The organism is endosymbiont of Ridgeia piscesae, from assembly GCF_001443665.1.
Taxonomy (GTDB): domain Bacteria; phylum Pseudomonadota; class Gammaproteobacteria; order Chromatiales; family Chromatiaceae; genus Endoriftia; species Endoriftia persephonae.
The window spans coordinates 13462-27757 of sequence record NZ_KQ557127.1; the positions used below are offsets into that span (position 1 = coordinate 13462).

Below are 14296 nucleotides of genomic sequence, written 5' to 3' on the forward strand. Positions count from 1 at the left end.
TCGCGCTGCAAGCAGCGCTCCTACGCTTTGATCAGGTGGCGGATCTGCTCCCACAAGTCAGGAAAGCGCTGCCGGATCGCCTCGGCTCGGGCCAGTTCCATGTCGGCATAGTCGAAGCCGGGGGAGACCGCCTCGCTGATCAGGGCGAACTCGCCGTCGATCAACTCTGATGCTTTCCAGCAACCACCTTCAACGATTAGCTGCGGTGTTTGACCAGCGCTGACCTCTGTACCCATGATCCGCTGCTCAAGCCGGCCATCCGGCTGGATGAGAGTGTAGCGCAGAGGTGCACCGGCGTGGAAGTAGTGGAGGATGTTGGAGCGATTGCGGTGCAGATGCCCGACAGGGGCGTCGTCGGTGAGCAGGTAGTAGATTGAGGTGAGACGGTGGCGCGGGCCGTTGGGGGTCTGGATCTCACCGGCTGACTGGTAGCTGCGGCGGAAGTAACCACCCTCCAGATGAGGCTTCAGACCGAGGGCGTCGATGATCTCCTGTTTTTTCACGCTGGTCCTGGCCCTGGGTGTCCGGCGAGTCAGATTTTCTCGTCCTCTTCTGGGCGACTGAACTGCTCCTCCATCTTCTCTTCGATGAGCTCGCGCAGGCGCTGTTCCAGATTTGTGTCGAGCTCTTCGTGGAGGATGCGTCGCGCCTCTTCCAGCGCCATGTCGATCGACTCGTCGATGGCATTCTGCACGATCGGGCGCAACTCCCGGATCAGCTGTGATGTGACTCCCTCGCGAATGATGGCGACCAGGGTGGGATTGCCGGGCAGCCCCAGCGGCCCCGCCTCTTCGGTGGCGGTGGCTTTCTGCTCCAGCCGGGGCGGCTCGATGGGGAGTGTCTCCGGCTCCACCACATCGCTCAGCAGGGGAATATCCTGGTTCTGGTCGTTCATAAGTCGATATTATGGGTGTTCATGGGGTAGCCCCGATCGCGGTAGAAGCGAAATCGCTTTCGGCCACTGCGTTTTACCTCGGGTTCGCGGTCGATCAGCTCGGCAACCCGTGAAAAGTGGCTGAAGAAGTTGGGCACCTCGGGTGCCAGGTTGATCAGCACATCCTGCTCTTCGCCGGCATCGCCGCTGCTGCCGATGATTACCGGCGTGGTGGTGGCATCGGCACTGCCGAGCAGGCCGTGGGGGATGAAGCTGCCTTGGCGGAAGGTCCAAAGCAGGCGTTCCATGTGGCGTGCCTCGTCGGCTGAAACGGTGTGGATAAAAACCCGGCGCCCCTGATGGTAGATCTTCTCGGTTAGCCGGCAGGCGAGGCTGTAGCGGTTGATGCGCGCCTTGTCGTCGAGGATGTAGAAGTCAACCTGGGTCATGGGCGTAGCCGGATTGGACAATGCTGCTGTTGTCAGTCACTCAGTTTACACCGGTTGAGCAGAAACTGGCTCAACAGGGGGACCGGGCGACCGGTGGCGCCTTTTTGGGCGCCGCTCAGCCAGGCAGTTCCGGCGATGTCGAGGTGGGCCCATTTGAGTTTTTTGGTGAAGCGCGAGAGAAAGCAGGCGGCGGTGATTGTGCCCGCCTCTTTTCCGCCGATATTGGCCATGTCGGCAAAGTTGCTGTCGAGCTGTGGCTGGTAGTCGTCCCATAGTGGTAGCCGCCAGGCGCGGTCACCGCTATGGGTGCCGGCGGCCAGCACCTCGTCGGCCAGGGCGTCATTGTTGGCCAGCAGTCCTGAGGTGTGTTTGCCCAGGGCAACGATGCAGGCGCCGGTGAGGGTGGCGATGTCGATAATCGCCGCCGGCTTGAAGCGTTCGCAATAAGTGAGGGCGTCGCACAGGATCAGTCTCCCCTCAGCGTCGGTATTGAGCACCTCGATGGTCTGGCCTGACATGCTGGTGACGATGTCGCCGGGTTTGTTGGCGTCGCCGTCGGGCAGGTTCTCGGAGGCCGGCACTACGCCGATCACGTTCAGCGGCAGCTCCATCTCAGCACAGGCTTGCAGGGTGCCGATGACGCTGGCGCCGCCGCACATGTCGTACTTCATCTCATCCATCGCGGCGGCGGGCTTGAGGGAGATGCCGCCAGCGTCGAAGGTGAGCCCTTTGCCGACCAGCACCACCGGCTTGCTGCCGTTCTTGCCACCCTTGTATTCGATGATGATCAGCTTGGCTGGCTGGCGGCTGCCGCGGCTGACCGAGAGCAGCGCCCCCATGCCGAGCGCTTCCATGCGTTTCTCTTCGAGGATCTGCACCTTCAACTTGGCATTGCCGCGCCCCAGTTTTTGGGCCTGCGCGGCGAGGTGGCTGGGGGTGCAGATGTTGCCGGGGAGGTTCGCCAGATCTTTGGCAAGGGTCATGCCGTTGGCGATGGCTTGGCCGTGGGCCAGGGCCCGCTGGGCCTTTTTGGTGTAGCGCCGGTCGTTGAGGAAGAGGGTGAGGCGTTTCAGCGGGCGGGGGTTCTTTTTGGCGTCGCTTTTGAGTTGGTCGAAGTGGTAGAGGGCCTCCTCTGCTGCGATCACCCCATCGCGCACCGCCTGGTAGAGCGAGGCGTCGTTGAGTGTCAGGTCGCTCAGGCAGCAGATGGCGTTGCTGGCCTGTCCCTTGTCGAGGGTTTTGACCACACCGCTGATCGCTTTGCGGTAGGCTTTGATATCGAACTCCCGAGCCTTGCCGAGTCCCACCAACAGCAGACGCTCCGCTTGGATACCGGGCACATCGAACAGCATCAGTTGCTGGCCGGCGTCGCCATCCATCTCGCCCCGTTTCAGCAGCTGGCTGAGATAGCCTTTGCTGGCTTTGTCGATCAGCTTCGCCGGTGGGGTGAGTTGGCGCCGTGAGTGCACCCCGATCACCAGGCAGGCGGTACGCTGTTTGGCGGGGTCTCCCGATTTAATGCTGTATTCCATTCGGATCAGGCCTCTATTTGTTCGTCTTCTGCTCATATCCTGCGGAGGAATCCGGTAGGATAGGCGGCTTGGGGAGCCTCTGGTCTACCCCCTTGAGCATATTGCCCGCGGGGCCAATCCCGGAAAGCCAATATGACGCGTAGTCTACCGAATCATTACCGTTTTACCATCGCCCTGTGATTTCCCGAATCGACCGCTATCTGCTGCTGGAGGTGTTCAAGGCGCTGTTTGCGATCTTGCTGGTGCTGCTGTTGATTATGCTCAGCCAGAGTTTTGTCGCCTTTCTCAAGCAGGTGGCGGTGGGCGAGTTTAATCAGGATGTGGTGTTCAAGCTGCTCGGTCTGCAGATGGTGCGTTTTCAGGCACGGCTGATTCCACCTGCCTTTTTCTTTGCTGTGCTCTATGCGGTGGGACGCATGCATCGGGATAGCGAGATGATCGCGCTGCAGGCCTGCGGTGTGGGTGGCTGGCGGGTGTTTCGACCGATCCTGATGGCGGCAGTGCCGATGGCGCTGCTGGTAGCTTGGTTGTCGATGGTCGTGGAACCTTGGGGGATTCGTCTGAAGGCGGAGATTATTGCGGCCCAAAAAGGGCAGACGAGCGCCCTGGCGGGGGTCTCTCCGGGGCGTTTCAATGAGTACAGTCGTGGCAACCTGGTGTTCTATGTGGAGTCATTTTCTGCAGATGGTCGCCGCATGCACAAGATCTTTGTGCAGCACCGCCGTAACGGTAATCTTGATGTGATCAGCGCGGCTGAAGGTTATCAACGGGTGGATCCAGAGAGCGGTTTCCGCTATCTGGTGCTGGAGAAGGGCTTTCGCTACCAGGGAGAGCCTGGGCGGGCCGATTACACCGTGAGTGAATTTGCCTCTTATGCTCTGCGTATCGGTGAGGCACCGCCGGCGGTGGGCGTCCGCTCCCGCAGCAGTCTGCCGACGCTGATGTTGCTGGCAGCAGATGAGATTCGTTTTCGTGCCGAATTCCAAAAGCGACTGGCGCCGGTGCTGGCGGTGTTGGTATTTACTCTACTGAGTCTGCCGCTGAGCCGTTCTCTGCCCAGGCAGGGTCCGTCCGGACGGATCCTGCTGGCATTTCTGATCTATGCGCTCTACCTGAGCCTGCAGGGAGCCTCACAAAACTGGATGGTGGATGGCAAGATCCCTAGCTGGCTCGGCATGTGGTGGGTGCACGTCTGCACCGCGCTGCTGGCGCTGGCACTGATGCTGCCGGAGCAGGTCTGGTATCGACGTTGGCGGCGGCGTCTCAGGGGACGTAAGACAGGATGAATCTGCTCGATCGCTATATCGGCCGTGCGGTTGCTTTCGGTATGCTGCTGACACTCAGCCTGGTGTTGGTGCTGATCGCCTTCTTCTCCTTGGTCAATGAACTCGAGGAGGTGGGCAAGGGAGCTTATACCACCGCCATGGCGTTCAGCTATGTGGGGCTGATCCTGCCGCGTTTTGCCTATGAGATATTTCCGGTCGCCACCCTGCTTGGCAGTCTGATCGGGTTGGGGTCACTGGCCAGCAGTTCTGAACTGATTGCGATGCGGGCGGCTGGGGTATCAGTGTCGCGTATTGTCGGCTCGGTGCTGAAGACCGGTCTGGTGTTGCTGGTGGTGGTGGTGGCGGTGGGCGAGATGCTGGCACCGTTGAGCGAGCAACGAGCCCAGCGCATGAAGATGGAGGCGTTGTCGAGCCAGGTCGCGCTGCAGACGCGCTATGGTTTCTGGTCCCGGGATGGGGATACTTATATCAATATCCGCGCTTTTTTGCCCGATTCGAGTCTCGCCGATGTTTATATTTATGAGTACGACCCGGACCACTCGATGCGGCGCATCACCCATGCCAGACGGGCGGTGCTGATCGATGGAGAGTGGGAGCTGCAGGATCTGGCGCAGAGTGACTTCTGGGAGCAGAAGATCTTCAGCCGGGAGCTGGCGGGGCTGCGCTGGCCCGGCCTGTTGGAGCCGGAGTTGTTGGATGTGGTGACGGTGCAACCCCATATGCTGCCGGCCTGGGATCTCTGGGCCTATGTGGTGTTTCTCAGGCAGAACGGCCTGAGTGCGGCCCAGTATGAGGTGGCGTTCTGGAGCAAACTGGTGGTGCCGCTAGTGACGCTGGTGATGCTGTTTCTCAGCATCCCGTTCGTGTTTGGCCCGCTGCGCAGTGTCGGGATTGGTCAGCGGGTTTTTACTGGCGCGGTGGTCGGTACGCTGTTCTTCATGTTTAACCGAGTCTTCACTTACCTTGGCGTGGTCTACGAGTTCAATGCCCTGTTTACCGCGGCCTTTCCCACGCTGTTGTTCCTGTTGGTGGCACTGTTGTTTTTCCGCCGCGTCACCTGAGTCTGGCGTACTGGCTGTTTTTCTCATCCCTTCGTGTGAGTTGGTGCCCGGATAAAGAAAGTGCATCCCTAACCGATATAGGTTAGCAGGGCTGGAATGCATGTAAGGTCACCATCAGTTGATGCAACAACGACTAAATTCACTCTACAGATTGTTTCTCCTGATCCTGCTGGTTGCTGTGGTCAACGGGCCGCATGCCGCGCCGGTAGATGATGTCATCTATATGGCGGAGGTGAACTATGCGGAGTGGGCGTTTGTCAGCAGCCAGATCAGTTGTGAACTGAAACATGAGATCCCTGGGTTTGGAGTTGCACGTTTTCTACAGATTGCCGGTGAGAAGTTCCATTTTTTGATCGACAGCTATCAGCCGGTTCCGAGAAAGGGGCGTGCAGAGATGTGGGAGATCTCCCCCAGCTGGGAGCCGGGCACGCCTGATCCTCTGGTGCAGACACTGCAGATTGAGCCTGGGTTGAGACCGGTGCTACTACAGCGACAGCCAGCTTCCTGGTTGCTTGCATCCCTTGCCAAAGGGCAGATTGGCAGCATCGGTTTCACCGATTGGGATGATAAACGTAAGCAAGTGCAGCTACGGCTCTCACCGGTCAACTTTCAACGTCCCTATCTGGAGTTTCGCAAGTGCTTGAAGGCGTTGCCGGAGAAGGGGTTTGCTGACTATCGCTATAGCGAAGTTCGGTTTGCGCTTAACCTGCACGATCTGGATGCGTCCGCCAAGGCACTACTCAAGGAGCTGGCCGATTACCTTAAGCGGGATGAGCGGGTGAGATCGGTGCGCATTGAAGGCCATGCCGATGATCAGGGGCGCAGAAAATATAATCTGAAGCTCTCTGAGCGTCGTGTCATGGCGGTCAAAGCCTATCTGGTCGAACAGGGGGTGGAGCAAGCAAGACTGGCAACCTTCCACTACGGGGAGTCCCGTCCTAAGGTCCGTAGCCGCAGTCAAAAGGCCCGCGCGAAAAACCGCCGGGTGGAGATTCTCCTGAGCAAATAGGGGTGCGGCAGGATAACCTTGCCGGACGGTTTGCATCTGCCGTGCGCTCAAGCACAATGCTCCCTTTTCTGGGAGGTTGGCATGGGGAGTCGGTTATTCTGGCTGTTTCCTGCGCAGTCGCGTTATCTGCCGGGACATCGCTGGATCAATATCACGCTGCGTACCCTGCATCTGGTTGGCATTGCCGGTATCGGCGGTGGCTTTTTCTATGCTGCAGAGGGGGATCTATGGAAATCTTTTCTCTGGCTGACCCTGGGCAGCGGCCTGTTGCTCAGTCTACTCTTCATCTATGCCAACGGCATCTGGCTGCTGCAGTTGCGTGGTCATGTGATCATGCTGAAGCTGTTGTTGCTCTATGGGGTGACGCTCTGGCCTGAGTGGGCACCCTGGTTGGTGGTCCTGGTTGTGATTCTGTCAGGTTGGATCTCTCATGCGACTGGCGATGTTCGCTACTATTCCCTCTTCCATCGCAGACGCCTGGAACGGCTGGACCCTAACGAGTGAGGTTTGCCGACCTTTGCCTGTGTAACCCGGCCCCTCAGAATTACTGGATGCGGAAGAACCCGATCCGCTGCTGCATATCCAGGGCCTTCTGCTTCATGGCGGCAGAGGCGCTGGATGTCTGTTCCGCCAGTGAGGCGTTCTGTTGGGTCATGGCGTCCATGTTGGTGACAGCGTGGTTAATCTGATCGATTCCCGATGCCTGTTGCTGGCTGGCGGCGGCGATCTCCGCAATGATGTCGCCAACCTTTTTTACCCCGCCAAGGATGTCTTCCAGCGTGGAGCCTGAGCGGTTTACCAGTTCAGAACCACTCTGTACTTTTTCGACTGAATCCTGGATCAGCGTCTTGATCTCCTTTGCTGCGGTAGCAGAGCGGGAGGCAAGGTTGCGCACCTCCATAGCGACAACGGCAAATCCTCGGCCCTGTTCTCCAGCGCGGGCCGCCTCCACTGAGGCGTTGAGTGCCAGCAGGTTAGTCTGAAAGGCGATCTCGTCGATCACGCCGATAATCTCTGCAATGCGGTTGGAGGCGGTGTTGATCTCCTGCATCGCCTGAATCGCCTCGCTGACAACCTTTCCTCCCTCCTCGGCGTGTTGCCGGGCGCTGGCAGCTAGTTGGTTGGCCTGTTGTGCATTGTTGGCGTTGTTGCGCACGGTGCTGGTGAGCTCCTCCATGCTGGAGGCGGTCTCTTCCAGGGAGGAGGCCTGCTGTTCGGTGCGGCTCGAAAGTGCCGAGTTGTCACGGGTGATATCAGCCGACTGCGCGGCGATCATGTCGGTGGAGGTGTGGAGTTCCCTGATCACCTGCTGCAGATTGTCCAGGGTCTGGTTTACGTCCTCTTTGACGGTGCCGAATGTGCCCTGGTATTCGCCGTTGATCGAGTGGGTGAGATCGCCCTTGGCCATCTTGCTCATTGCGCGCTCGATGTCGCTGAAAACGTTGGAGAGCTGCTCCATCAGTTTGTTGAAACCGGTGCCGAGTTGCAGCAGGAAACCGCTTTTGCCGGTCAGGTCGATGCGCTGTTGCAGATCGCCGCGACCGGCGGCCTCCACCAGGGCGTCGATCTGCTCTTCGACCAGGATCTGATCGGTTCGGTCCACCCACTGGGTGACCCGGCCGCGATATTCGCCCTGATCATCGTAGACCGGCGAGGCAATCAGGTGCAGCTTGTGGCCGGTGATTTCGGTGTCGTACTGCTGTTGAGTGTCGAGGCGGGATTGATAGGCCTTCACCAGGGCGGAGTCGGTAAACAGACTGCTGAGTGAGCTGCCGATCATCTGTTGATGGTCAAATTCAGGCACTTGCTCTCGCAGCTGAGGCGCCATGGTTTCAAATAGGCTGATTGCGGCTTGATTGATGTAGATCAGTTTGTTCTGGTCATTGGAGACGGTAACTGGGCTGGAGACGTGGTCCAGCGCGTAGCGGATGCGCAGATTCTCCGCGGCGATCTGCTGCTCTTGTTCGATCCGCTTGCGCAGATCGGCCTGCATGGTATCGAGGGATTTGAGTAGAGCACCGGTCTCATCCTGCCGGCTGGTATCGATGCGGTTATCGAGATTGCCTTTGGCGATGCCGTTGGCGATCCCGACAGCGCGCATCAATGGGCGGGTGATGTTGTTGGCAAGCAACCAGGCAAGTAGCGCTACCAAGATTACTACCAGCAGGCCGAGCAGCAGAAAGCTGAGTCGGCTCTCTTCGTAGATCGTGGTGGTCTCCTGCTGGGCCGTGTCGATAGCCTGGCGCTGGTGGGTGATCAGCTGCTCGATCGAGCTGTTGATGTGGTTCAGCAGGGGGGTCAGTTCGGAACGGATCAGGTAGGCATCGGAACGCCAGCGGTCACTGCCGTGGAGTTCCACCAGTTGCTTCAGGTTTTCCAGGAACATTGGCAGACTAGCGCTGAAATTTGCGTAGGCTTCCTCCTGCTCAAAATTGAGCAGATCTCCTGACTCAGCGAGGGCCTCGGTCTGTTGGAGCACCCTGTCGGTATAGATCTTCAGGTTATCGAGGGCGGACGAGGTGCGGAACGCAAGATAGAGGCGCAGTTCGTTATTCAGGTTGGCCCAGCTGAATCTGAGGGCATTGATCTCGGCCAAGAATGTCTTGCGCTCTTCGCTGGCATCCTCCGACTCTTCCGCAAGGATCATCTGGCCGAGTTGCTGGATCATTTCACGAAATATGGGGTTGATGTGTTCGCTGGCGTAGGCGATGGCCGGGATGTTTTCGTTATCACTCTGGGCCAGGGTGAGCATTCTTTCGCGAAACCCTTTGAATTTGACGATATCCGATGTGATCGCAGCGACCAGCTGGATGCTGGCTGGGTCGTTCTGGATGGCCGGAAGCTTTCGCAGTGCCTGCAATAACTCGGTGACCTTGGTCAGCCCCTCCTGATAGGCGGCCTTGTGTTGGGGCTCTTTGCTCAGCAGGTAGAAGCCTAGAGCTGAGCTGGTGCGCTGCAGGCTGGCGGCGATCTCCATCGAACGTAGCACGGCGGGCTGGGTGTGGTTGACTACCTGGTTGACCTGATCGTGCACGCCCGAAAGGCTGCTGATTGCACTGCTTCCCTGAATTACCAGAACGATAAGGACAAGGCCAAAGGCACTGAAGAGTTTGTGTCGAATGGAGAGGTTGTTGATCACCATTAACATGGTTTCCCCCGCAGTGTTATCACCGCCAGACTCCATGCGGTTTGAGTATATAAGGATGACGCTCTTGGCGTGTATCGACTCCCCTTGATGATTCTTTAATTGGCGTTTTTTGGGTTTTTTCTTGGGCTGGAGAAGGTGGGCGTTGGATGGTCGGTGCGGTGTTAGGTGTTTTCCTGGCGTCCATAGAGCGAGTAGTAGAGGCCGTCGTTCGCGATAAGCTCTTCGTGGCGGCCCTGTTCTACGATGCATCCATCTTCGAATACCAGTACTCGGTCGGCCTGGCGAACCGCGCTCAGACGGTGGGCGATGATGATGGTGGTGCGGCCCTGTAGAAACGCCTGCAGAGCGGCGTGCAGCTTGCCCTCGGTGGTGGTATCCAGTGCCGAGGTCGCCTCGTCGAGGATCACCACCTTAGGGTCGCTGAGCACCATGCGGGCGATCGCCAAGCGCTGGCGCTGACCGCCGGAGAGGCGCACCCCGAAGCGGCCAATCAGGGTGTCGAGCCCCTCATTCATGGCAGCGATGGTCTGATCCAGCTGGGCTACCTTGAGGGCCTGCCAGAGTGCTGGGTCCGATATCTCCCTGCCCAGGGTCAGGTTGAGCCGCACGCTGTCGTTAAGCAGCGCCGGGTGTTGCAGCACGGTGGCGACATTGTCGCGCACCCGATCCATACCAATCTGCTCGACGGGTATGCCGTCAAATAGTATCTGGCCGGAAGAGCTGGGATAGAGCCCAAGCAGGATCTGTACCAGGGTGGTCTTGCCGCCACCACTGGCGCCAACGAAGGCGACCTTCTCACCGGCAGCGATCTTCAGCGAGACATCATGCAGCACCTGTGGGCCATCACCATAGGCAAAGCCGATTTGTTGAAGTTCCACCGAGACGGTCTGCTTGCCTGTGAACGGATCTTGCTGGTGGGGGAAGCGGGGTTCAAGTTCGACCTGTAACAGGCGATTGATCCGGCTCAGCGCCGCCTGGGCGCTCTGGAAGGCGTATTGCACACTCAATACCTCCTGCACCGGCCCCATCATGAACCAGAGATAGGCGAACACTGCCAGCATCTGCCCGATGCTGAGATCGGAGTAGAGCACCATCAACATGCTCAGGGCGCGAAAAACGTCGAAGCCAAACAGGAAGATGACGAAGGAGAGTCGCCCGGCGGCGTCGCTTTTCCAAGTGAAGGCCGCTGAGTGGTGGCGGATCTGGTCGGCCTTATCGATGATGCGCTGGATGTAGTGGTGCTCGCGGTTGCTGGCGCGGATCTCCTGAATTGCATCGAGGGTCTCCTGGAGTGATTCCTGGAACAGCTGGTAGGCGGAGTTCTCCTGCTTCTTCAGCCGCTTCACCTTGTGCGCGAACAGGGTGGTGAACCAGATCACCAGGGGGTTGAGTAACAGGATAAACAGCGCCAGCTGCCAGTTCATCCAGAGCAGCACCACTGCGGTGCCGAGGATGCTTAGCACCGCCACCAGAAATTTGCTGGTGGTGATGCTGACAAAGTTGTCCACCGCATCCAGATCGGTCACCAGATGCGAGGCGACGGTGCCGCTGCCCAGGGTTTCGTAGGCAGACATGGAGATGCGCTCCAGCCGGCAGAGCAGATCGCGGCGGATATGGAACACCACATCCTTGGCGATACAGGTAAACTGGCGAGTCTGCCAGACTCCCAACAGCAGGGCGATCAGCCGCAGCAGGATGGTCAGCAGCAGAACGGCGCCGATGTAGAGGAACGGCCCATGCCATGTGCTGGGGAAGAGCTGATCCATGATTGCCACTGCCCGGCCTGGCTGGTCTAGCAGTACCTCATCCACCAGCAGCGGGATCAGCAGCGGAATCGGCACCGCGACGATTGCGCCAAGGATGGCGATTAGATTGGCGGCCAGCAGCTCACGCCGGTGGCGGAGCACCATGCTCGTCAGTTCATTCCAGCTGTAGTCGTTACTGCGTAACCGGGGCGGCATGGACATCCGGGTTCAATCTTCGTAACAGCGCTGATAGGCCTTCAGTTGCCGCAATACGGCAATGCGGCGGCGCGCCTGCAGAATCCGTTCGTGTTCCTGGTATTCGACATGAGCGGAGTAGGGCAGATAGGCGTAGAGCGCAGGATGGAAGATGCTGCCACCCAGCAGTGAGCCACCATGTAGCGGATCTTCGTAGAACTTTGGCTTGTAGGAGTAGGTGTGGGGCTCGAACAGAGCGATCTCCCGGTCGAGATCGGTGCAGCTGAGTTGTTCGTCCCCTGGCTTGAAGATGAAACCCTCAGGACGGTAGTAGTAGCCTGGCTTACTCTCCTCGGCCAGCAGGGGCGAGAGGTTAAGCAGTAGCAGCAGGACAATCGGTTGTAGCCTGACTCTCATGGTGGGTGTCCCAGGGTGGTTTCAGCTAAACTTGTGTCGCCTGCTCCTGTTAACAGCCTGCTGCCTGTGGGAGAAGAGCCCAACCAAGTGGCAGTCTGGGGCGCAGCTGTCGGATTAGTGGAGCACTGATTCGTTGAAGTCGTAGCTCAGGTTGTTTTCCGGGCGCTGCACAAAGTTGCCCTGGACAAAGTCCGCATCGCTGCTCCAGAGCTGCGCGATACTACGTGGATCTTCCACCTGTGGAGCGATTACTTTTATCTTCAGTTCGTGCGCCAGGCTGATCAACTCCTTGAGATTTTCGGCTGAGCCGTCGAGCATGCGGCGGTCGAGTTTGATATAGCGGATGTTGACGTGCTTCATCACTCGTTGACAATCCGGGGTGCCGCGCACACCAGTCAGCAATACGCTGATGCCCATCTTGGCCAGGGTATCGATGCAAATCTGGGCGGGCTTGATATTCTGCACCACTGCTGAAACAGGGAATTCAAAGGTCAGATCCCCTTCATGCAGATTGCCAATGCGGTGCTGATCCTGCAGCCATGCCATCCGCTCCATATTGGTCATCAGCTCCACCGATTGCGAGACAAACAGGTGGATAGCCATATTTTTGCGGCGGTGTTCGTGAATCATCCCCAGCGCCTGCTGGGTGGTCCAGTGGTCGAGTTTGCTGATCACCCCTATGCGTTCCGCAGTGGGAATGAATGCGGCGGCGGTAAGCAGCTCACCATCGGGGGCCTGCAGACGGATCAACGTCTGGTAGTGGGGCGCGGCGCTGCCCTGCAGAGCCACCATGGGTTGATAGTAGACTTGGAAATAGCGATTCTTCATCGCCTCCTGGATGAGGACGGCGATTGAGTCGTTTTTGTCCTGGGCGTCCAGTTCAGATTTGGAGGGGGTGTAGAGATGGACCTGATTGCCCCCCTTTTTGAGTGCCTTCCGGCTGGCCCCCAACGCCCTGGAGATGATGGTTTCTGGGTCCATTTTAAAATTGTTGATGGGACAGATGCCAGTGCTCAGGGTGACCCCGAGCGATTTGTTGTCGACCTCGATGATCTGCTCTTCGACCTTGCGGCCGAGCTGTTCGGCTAGTTGCTTCAGCTCGTCTATCGAAGAGCGACTGGCCACCAGAGCGAGGCTGGCATCGCCGAAACGGGCCAGCACATCGTGGGGTTGCAGCTCAATGGAGATGGTTTTTCCGGTGTCTGTGAGCACCGCATCCATGCCGCCGATGCCGACGGCGTCGAGGATCTCTTCCGGAGAATCGATCTCGAGATAGAAGACCGCCGGCACCTCGTTCGAATCTTTTCCTGAGGATTGCAGCGCGGCGATACGTTCAAAAAGATATGAGCGCGAGTAGAGATCGGTGGCAATGTCGCGGCGGCTGGGGGTGCCGCTTTTGCGCAGGATCGCACGTGCCCGCTTGATGCGGTTTCGCACGGTAGAGATGAGGTGTTTGGGGCCGATCGGCTTGGCAAGAAAATCTTCGCCGCCAAAGCTCAGCGCCATCAGTTGTTTATCCAGATCCTGCTCACCGGAGAGGAACACGATAGGGGTGTCGACATACTCCGGTTGCTCACGGATCACAGTGGTCAACTCGGTGCCGCTGGCGCCGGGCATGTAGAGATCCATCAAGATCAGGTCCGGCTTGAAGGTCTGCAGTGCCTCCATGACCCGCAGTGGATCGGTGACGGCGTGGGTTTCAAAGCCCGCTTTTCTGAGGATGGCAACAGCGAAGTCGGCCTGTGCCGGATCGTCATCGACAATCATCACGCGGTCGGCGTTGCTCCGTTTGGGAGCGGCCAATTGCTGCATGCGGTTGGCCACCGCAAGGGGTTCTACCGGGGTCGACCAGAACGCGCTGGCTTCAGTGCGCATCGCCTTGAGGCGGGTCTGCAGGTCACTCGATTCTGCAATAAACGCTACTGGCAGCTGGCGGGATCCGTCCTCCTGCTTCCACAGGCCGCCACTTTTGGTTTCCGGGTAGAGCTCGTCGAGCCAGTCGATGTGACTGATCAGGACGCAAGGTTCGTGGCGATGGTAGCGCTCGATGGCGCTTCTGGCGTCGATCAGGGACTGCACATTGAACTGGTGACTAGTCAGTGCTTTCTCCAGGCCAGGGACCAAGTTGCTGTCGATCCCAAGAAGATAGGCTTTCTGGGTATCGACCATCCGCTCCATCTCGTTTAATTCCGAGCTGCTGCTCAGGTCATGATTTTGTGAAAGATCACATGCCTGCAGCGCAGCTTGTTTGAATGCGTGGATCAGCCCATCAAGTGCGACGATGTCGTCGTGATGAGGCTTGCTGTTGGTCTCGGCATACTCGCCAAGGTGGGTTTCCAGCGACTGGGCGCTCTGTTTTATCTGGCGTACACCAAACTTGCCGCCGGCTTCGGCCAGGGTATAGATGCGTTCACGCAGGTTGGCCAGGGTGCTGCTATCCCAGTCACTCTGCATCAGACGGTGCCAGTTTTCTAGGATCGCAGCGACTCGTCCCGGCACTTGGCGCAGGAAGGCTTGCAAAAGTTCGGCCTTGCGGGCTTTGACGGCAGCGTTATTGGCGATGGTCATGCAATAGCTTGT

At 58.5% G+C, this 14296-nt stretch carries 12 protein-coding genes; 4 read left to right on the plus strand and 8 right to left on the minus strand.

Going from position 1 to position 14296, the window contains the following annotated elements:
* Positions 1-20: 20 nt before the first annotated feature.
* The 4 genes from Ga0074115_RS07840 to Ga0074115_RS07855 are packed head-to-tail and all read right to left on the minus strand — an operon-like array spanning position 21 to position 2855.
* Positions 21-503 carry a cupin domain-containing protein gene (locus tag Ga0074115_RS07840; protein WP_057956058.1) on the minus strand — a complete coding sequence of 161 codons (483 nt, stop codon included), beginning with the start codon at positions 501-503 and terminating at the stop codon, positions 21-23.
* Positions 504-532: 29 nt separating this feature from the next.
* Positions 533-895 carry a hypothetical protein gene (locus Ga0074115_RS07845; protein ID WP_057956057.1) on the minus strand — a complete coding sequence of 121 codons (363 nt, stop codon included), beginning with the start codon at positions 893-895 and terminating at the stop codon, positions 533-535.
* Positions 892-1323 carry a DNA polymerase III subunit chi gene (locus tag Ga0074115_RS07850; RefSeq protein ID WP_057956056.1) on the minus strand — a complete coding sequence of 144 codons (432 nt, stop codon included), beginning with the start codon at positions 1321-1323 and terminating at the stop codon, positions 892-894. Before Ga0074115_RS07850 ends, Ga0074115_RS07845 begins: the two co-directional genes overlap by 4 nt.
* Positions 1324-1355: 32 nt before the next feature.
* Positions 1356-2855, minus strand: coding sequence for a leucyl aminopeptidase (locus Ga0074115_RS07855; RefSeq protein ID WP_057956055.1), 1500 nt, complete (start codon positions 2853-2855; stop codon positions 1356-1358).
* Positions 2856-3031: 176 nt separating this feature from the next.
* Between Ga0074115_RS07855 and lptF the strand changes: the two genes are divergently transcribed.
* The 4 genes from lptF (at position 3032) to Ga0074115_RS07875 (ending at position 6715) form a co-directional block, all read left to right on the plus strand.
* Positions 3032-4141, plus strand: coding sequence for an LPS export ABC transporter permease LptF (gene lptF / locus Ga0074115_RS07860; protein ID WP_057956054.1), 1110 nt, complete (start codon positions 3032-3034; stop codon positions 4139-4141).
* Positions 4138-5202, plus strand: a complete 1065-nt coding sequence (lptG, locus tag Ga0074115_RS07865) for an LPS export ABC transporter permease LptG (RefSeq protein ID WP_057956053.1) — start codon at positions 4138-4140, stop codon at positions 5200-5202. The genes lptF and lptG overlap by 4 nt, the downstream gene beginning before the upstream one ends.
* A 121-nt stretch (positions 5203-5323) precedes the next feature.
* Positions 5324-6211: a MotY family protein gene (locus Ga0074115_RS07870; protein WP_057956052.1), complete on the plus strand. Its 888-nt coding sequence runs from the start codon at positions 5324-5326 to the stop codon at positions 6209-6211.
* An 81-nt stretch (positions 6212-6292) separates the two neighbouring features.
* The gene (locus tag Ga0074115_RS07875) at positions 6293-6715 is read left to right on the plus strand and encodes a hypothetical protein (RefSeq protein WP_057956051.1); all 423 of its coding nucleotides are present in this window, start codon (positions 6293-6295) and stop codon (positions 6713-6715) included.
* Positions 6716-6755: 40 nt separating this feature from the next.
* On the opposite strand, the gene Ga0074115_RS07880 is transcribed toward Ga0074115_RS07875, so the two are convergent.
* The 4 genes from Ga0074115_RS07880 to Ga0074115_RS07895 form a co-directional block, all read right to left on the minus strand.
* Entirely contained in the window at positions 6756-9353 is a 2598-nt protein-coding gene (locus Ga0074115_RS07880; protein WP_233519292.1) for a methyl-accepting chemotaxis protein, read from the minus strand.
* 167 nt (positions 9354-9520) lie between these two features.
* Positions 9521-11326, minus strand: a complete 1806-nt coding sequence (locus Ga0074115_RS07885) for an ABC transporter ATP-binding protein (RefSeq protein ID WP_057956049.1) — start codon at positions 11324-11326, stop codon at positions 9521-9523.
* Between the two features lie 6 nt (positions 11327-11332).
* The gene (locus tag Ga0074115_RS07890) at positions 11333-11716 is read right to left on the minus strand and encodes a hypothetical protein (RefSeq protein ID WP_057956048.1); all 384 of its coding nucleotides are present in this window, start codon (positions 11714-11716) and stop codon (positions 11333-11335) included.
* A 114-nt stretch (positions 11717-11830) separates the two neighbouring features.
* Positions 11831-14284 (minus strand): GGDEF/EAL domain-containing response regulator, encoded by a 2454-nt coding sequence (locus Ga0074115_RS07895; RefSeq protein ID WP_057956047.1) that lies wholly within the window; start codon positions 14282-14284, stop codon positions 11831-11833.
* Positions 14285-14296: the final 12 nt, after the last annotated feature.

Excerpts from the sequence above, each read along its gene's own strand:
- Ga0074115_RS07880 (WP_233519292.1), bottom strand. The coding sequence starts at position 9,353 with ATGGTGATCAACAACCTCTCCATTCGACACAAACTCTTCAGTGCCTTT.
- Ga0074115_RS07870 (WP_057956052.1), top strand. The coding sequence starts at position 5,324 with ATGCAACAACGACTAAATTCACTCTACAGATTGTTTCTCCTGATCCTG.
- Ga0074115_RS07895 (WP_057956047.1), bottom strand. The coding sequence starts at position 14,284 with ATGACCATCGCCAATAACGCTGCCGTCAAAGCCCGCAAGGCCGAACTT.
- Ga0074115_RS07875 (WP_057956051.1), top strand. The coding sequence starts at position 6,293 with ATGGGGAGTCGGTTATTCTGGCTGTTTCCTGCGCAGTCGCGTTATCTG.
- Ga0074115_RS07885 (WP_057956049.1), bottom strand. The coding sequence starts at position 11,326 with ATGTCCATGCCGCCCCGGTTACGCAGTAACGACTACAGCTGGAATGAA.
- Ga0074115_RS07850 (WP_057956056.1), bottom strand. The coding sequence starts at position 1,323 with ATGACCCAGGTTGACTTCTACATCCTCGACGACAAGGCGCGCATCAAC.
- lptG (WP_057956053.1), top strand. The coding sequence starts at position 4,138 with ATGAATCTGCTCGATCGCTATATCGGCCGTGCGGTTGCTTTCGGTATG.
- Ga0074115_RS07890 (WP_057956048.1), bottom strand. The coding sequence starts at position 11,716 with ATGAGAGTCAGGCTACAACCGATTGTCCTGCTGCTACTGCTTAACCTC.
- Ga0074115_RS07855 (WP_057956055.1), bottom strand. The coding sequence starts at position 2,855 with ATGGAATACAGCATTAAATCGGGAGACCCCGCCAAACAGCGTACCGCC.
- Ga0074115_RS07845 (WP_057956057.1), bottom strand. The coding sequence starts at position 895 with ATGAACGACCAGAACCAGGATATTCCCCTGCTGAGCGATGTGGTGGAG.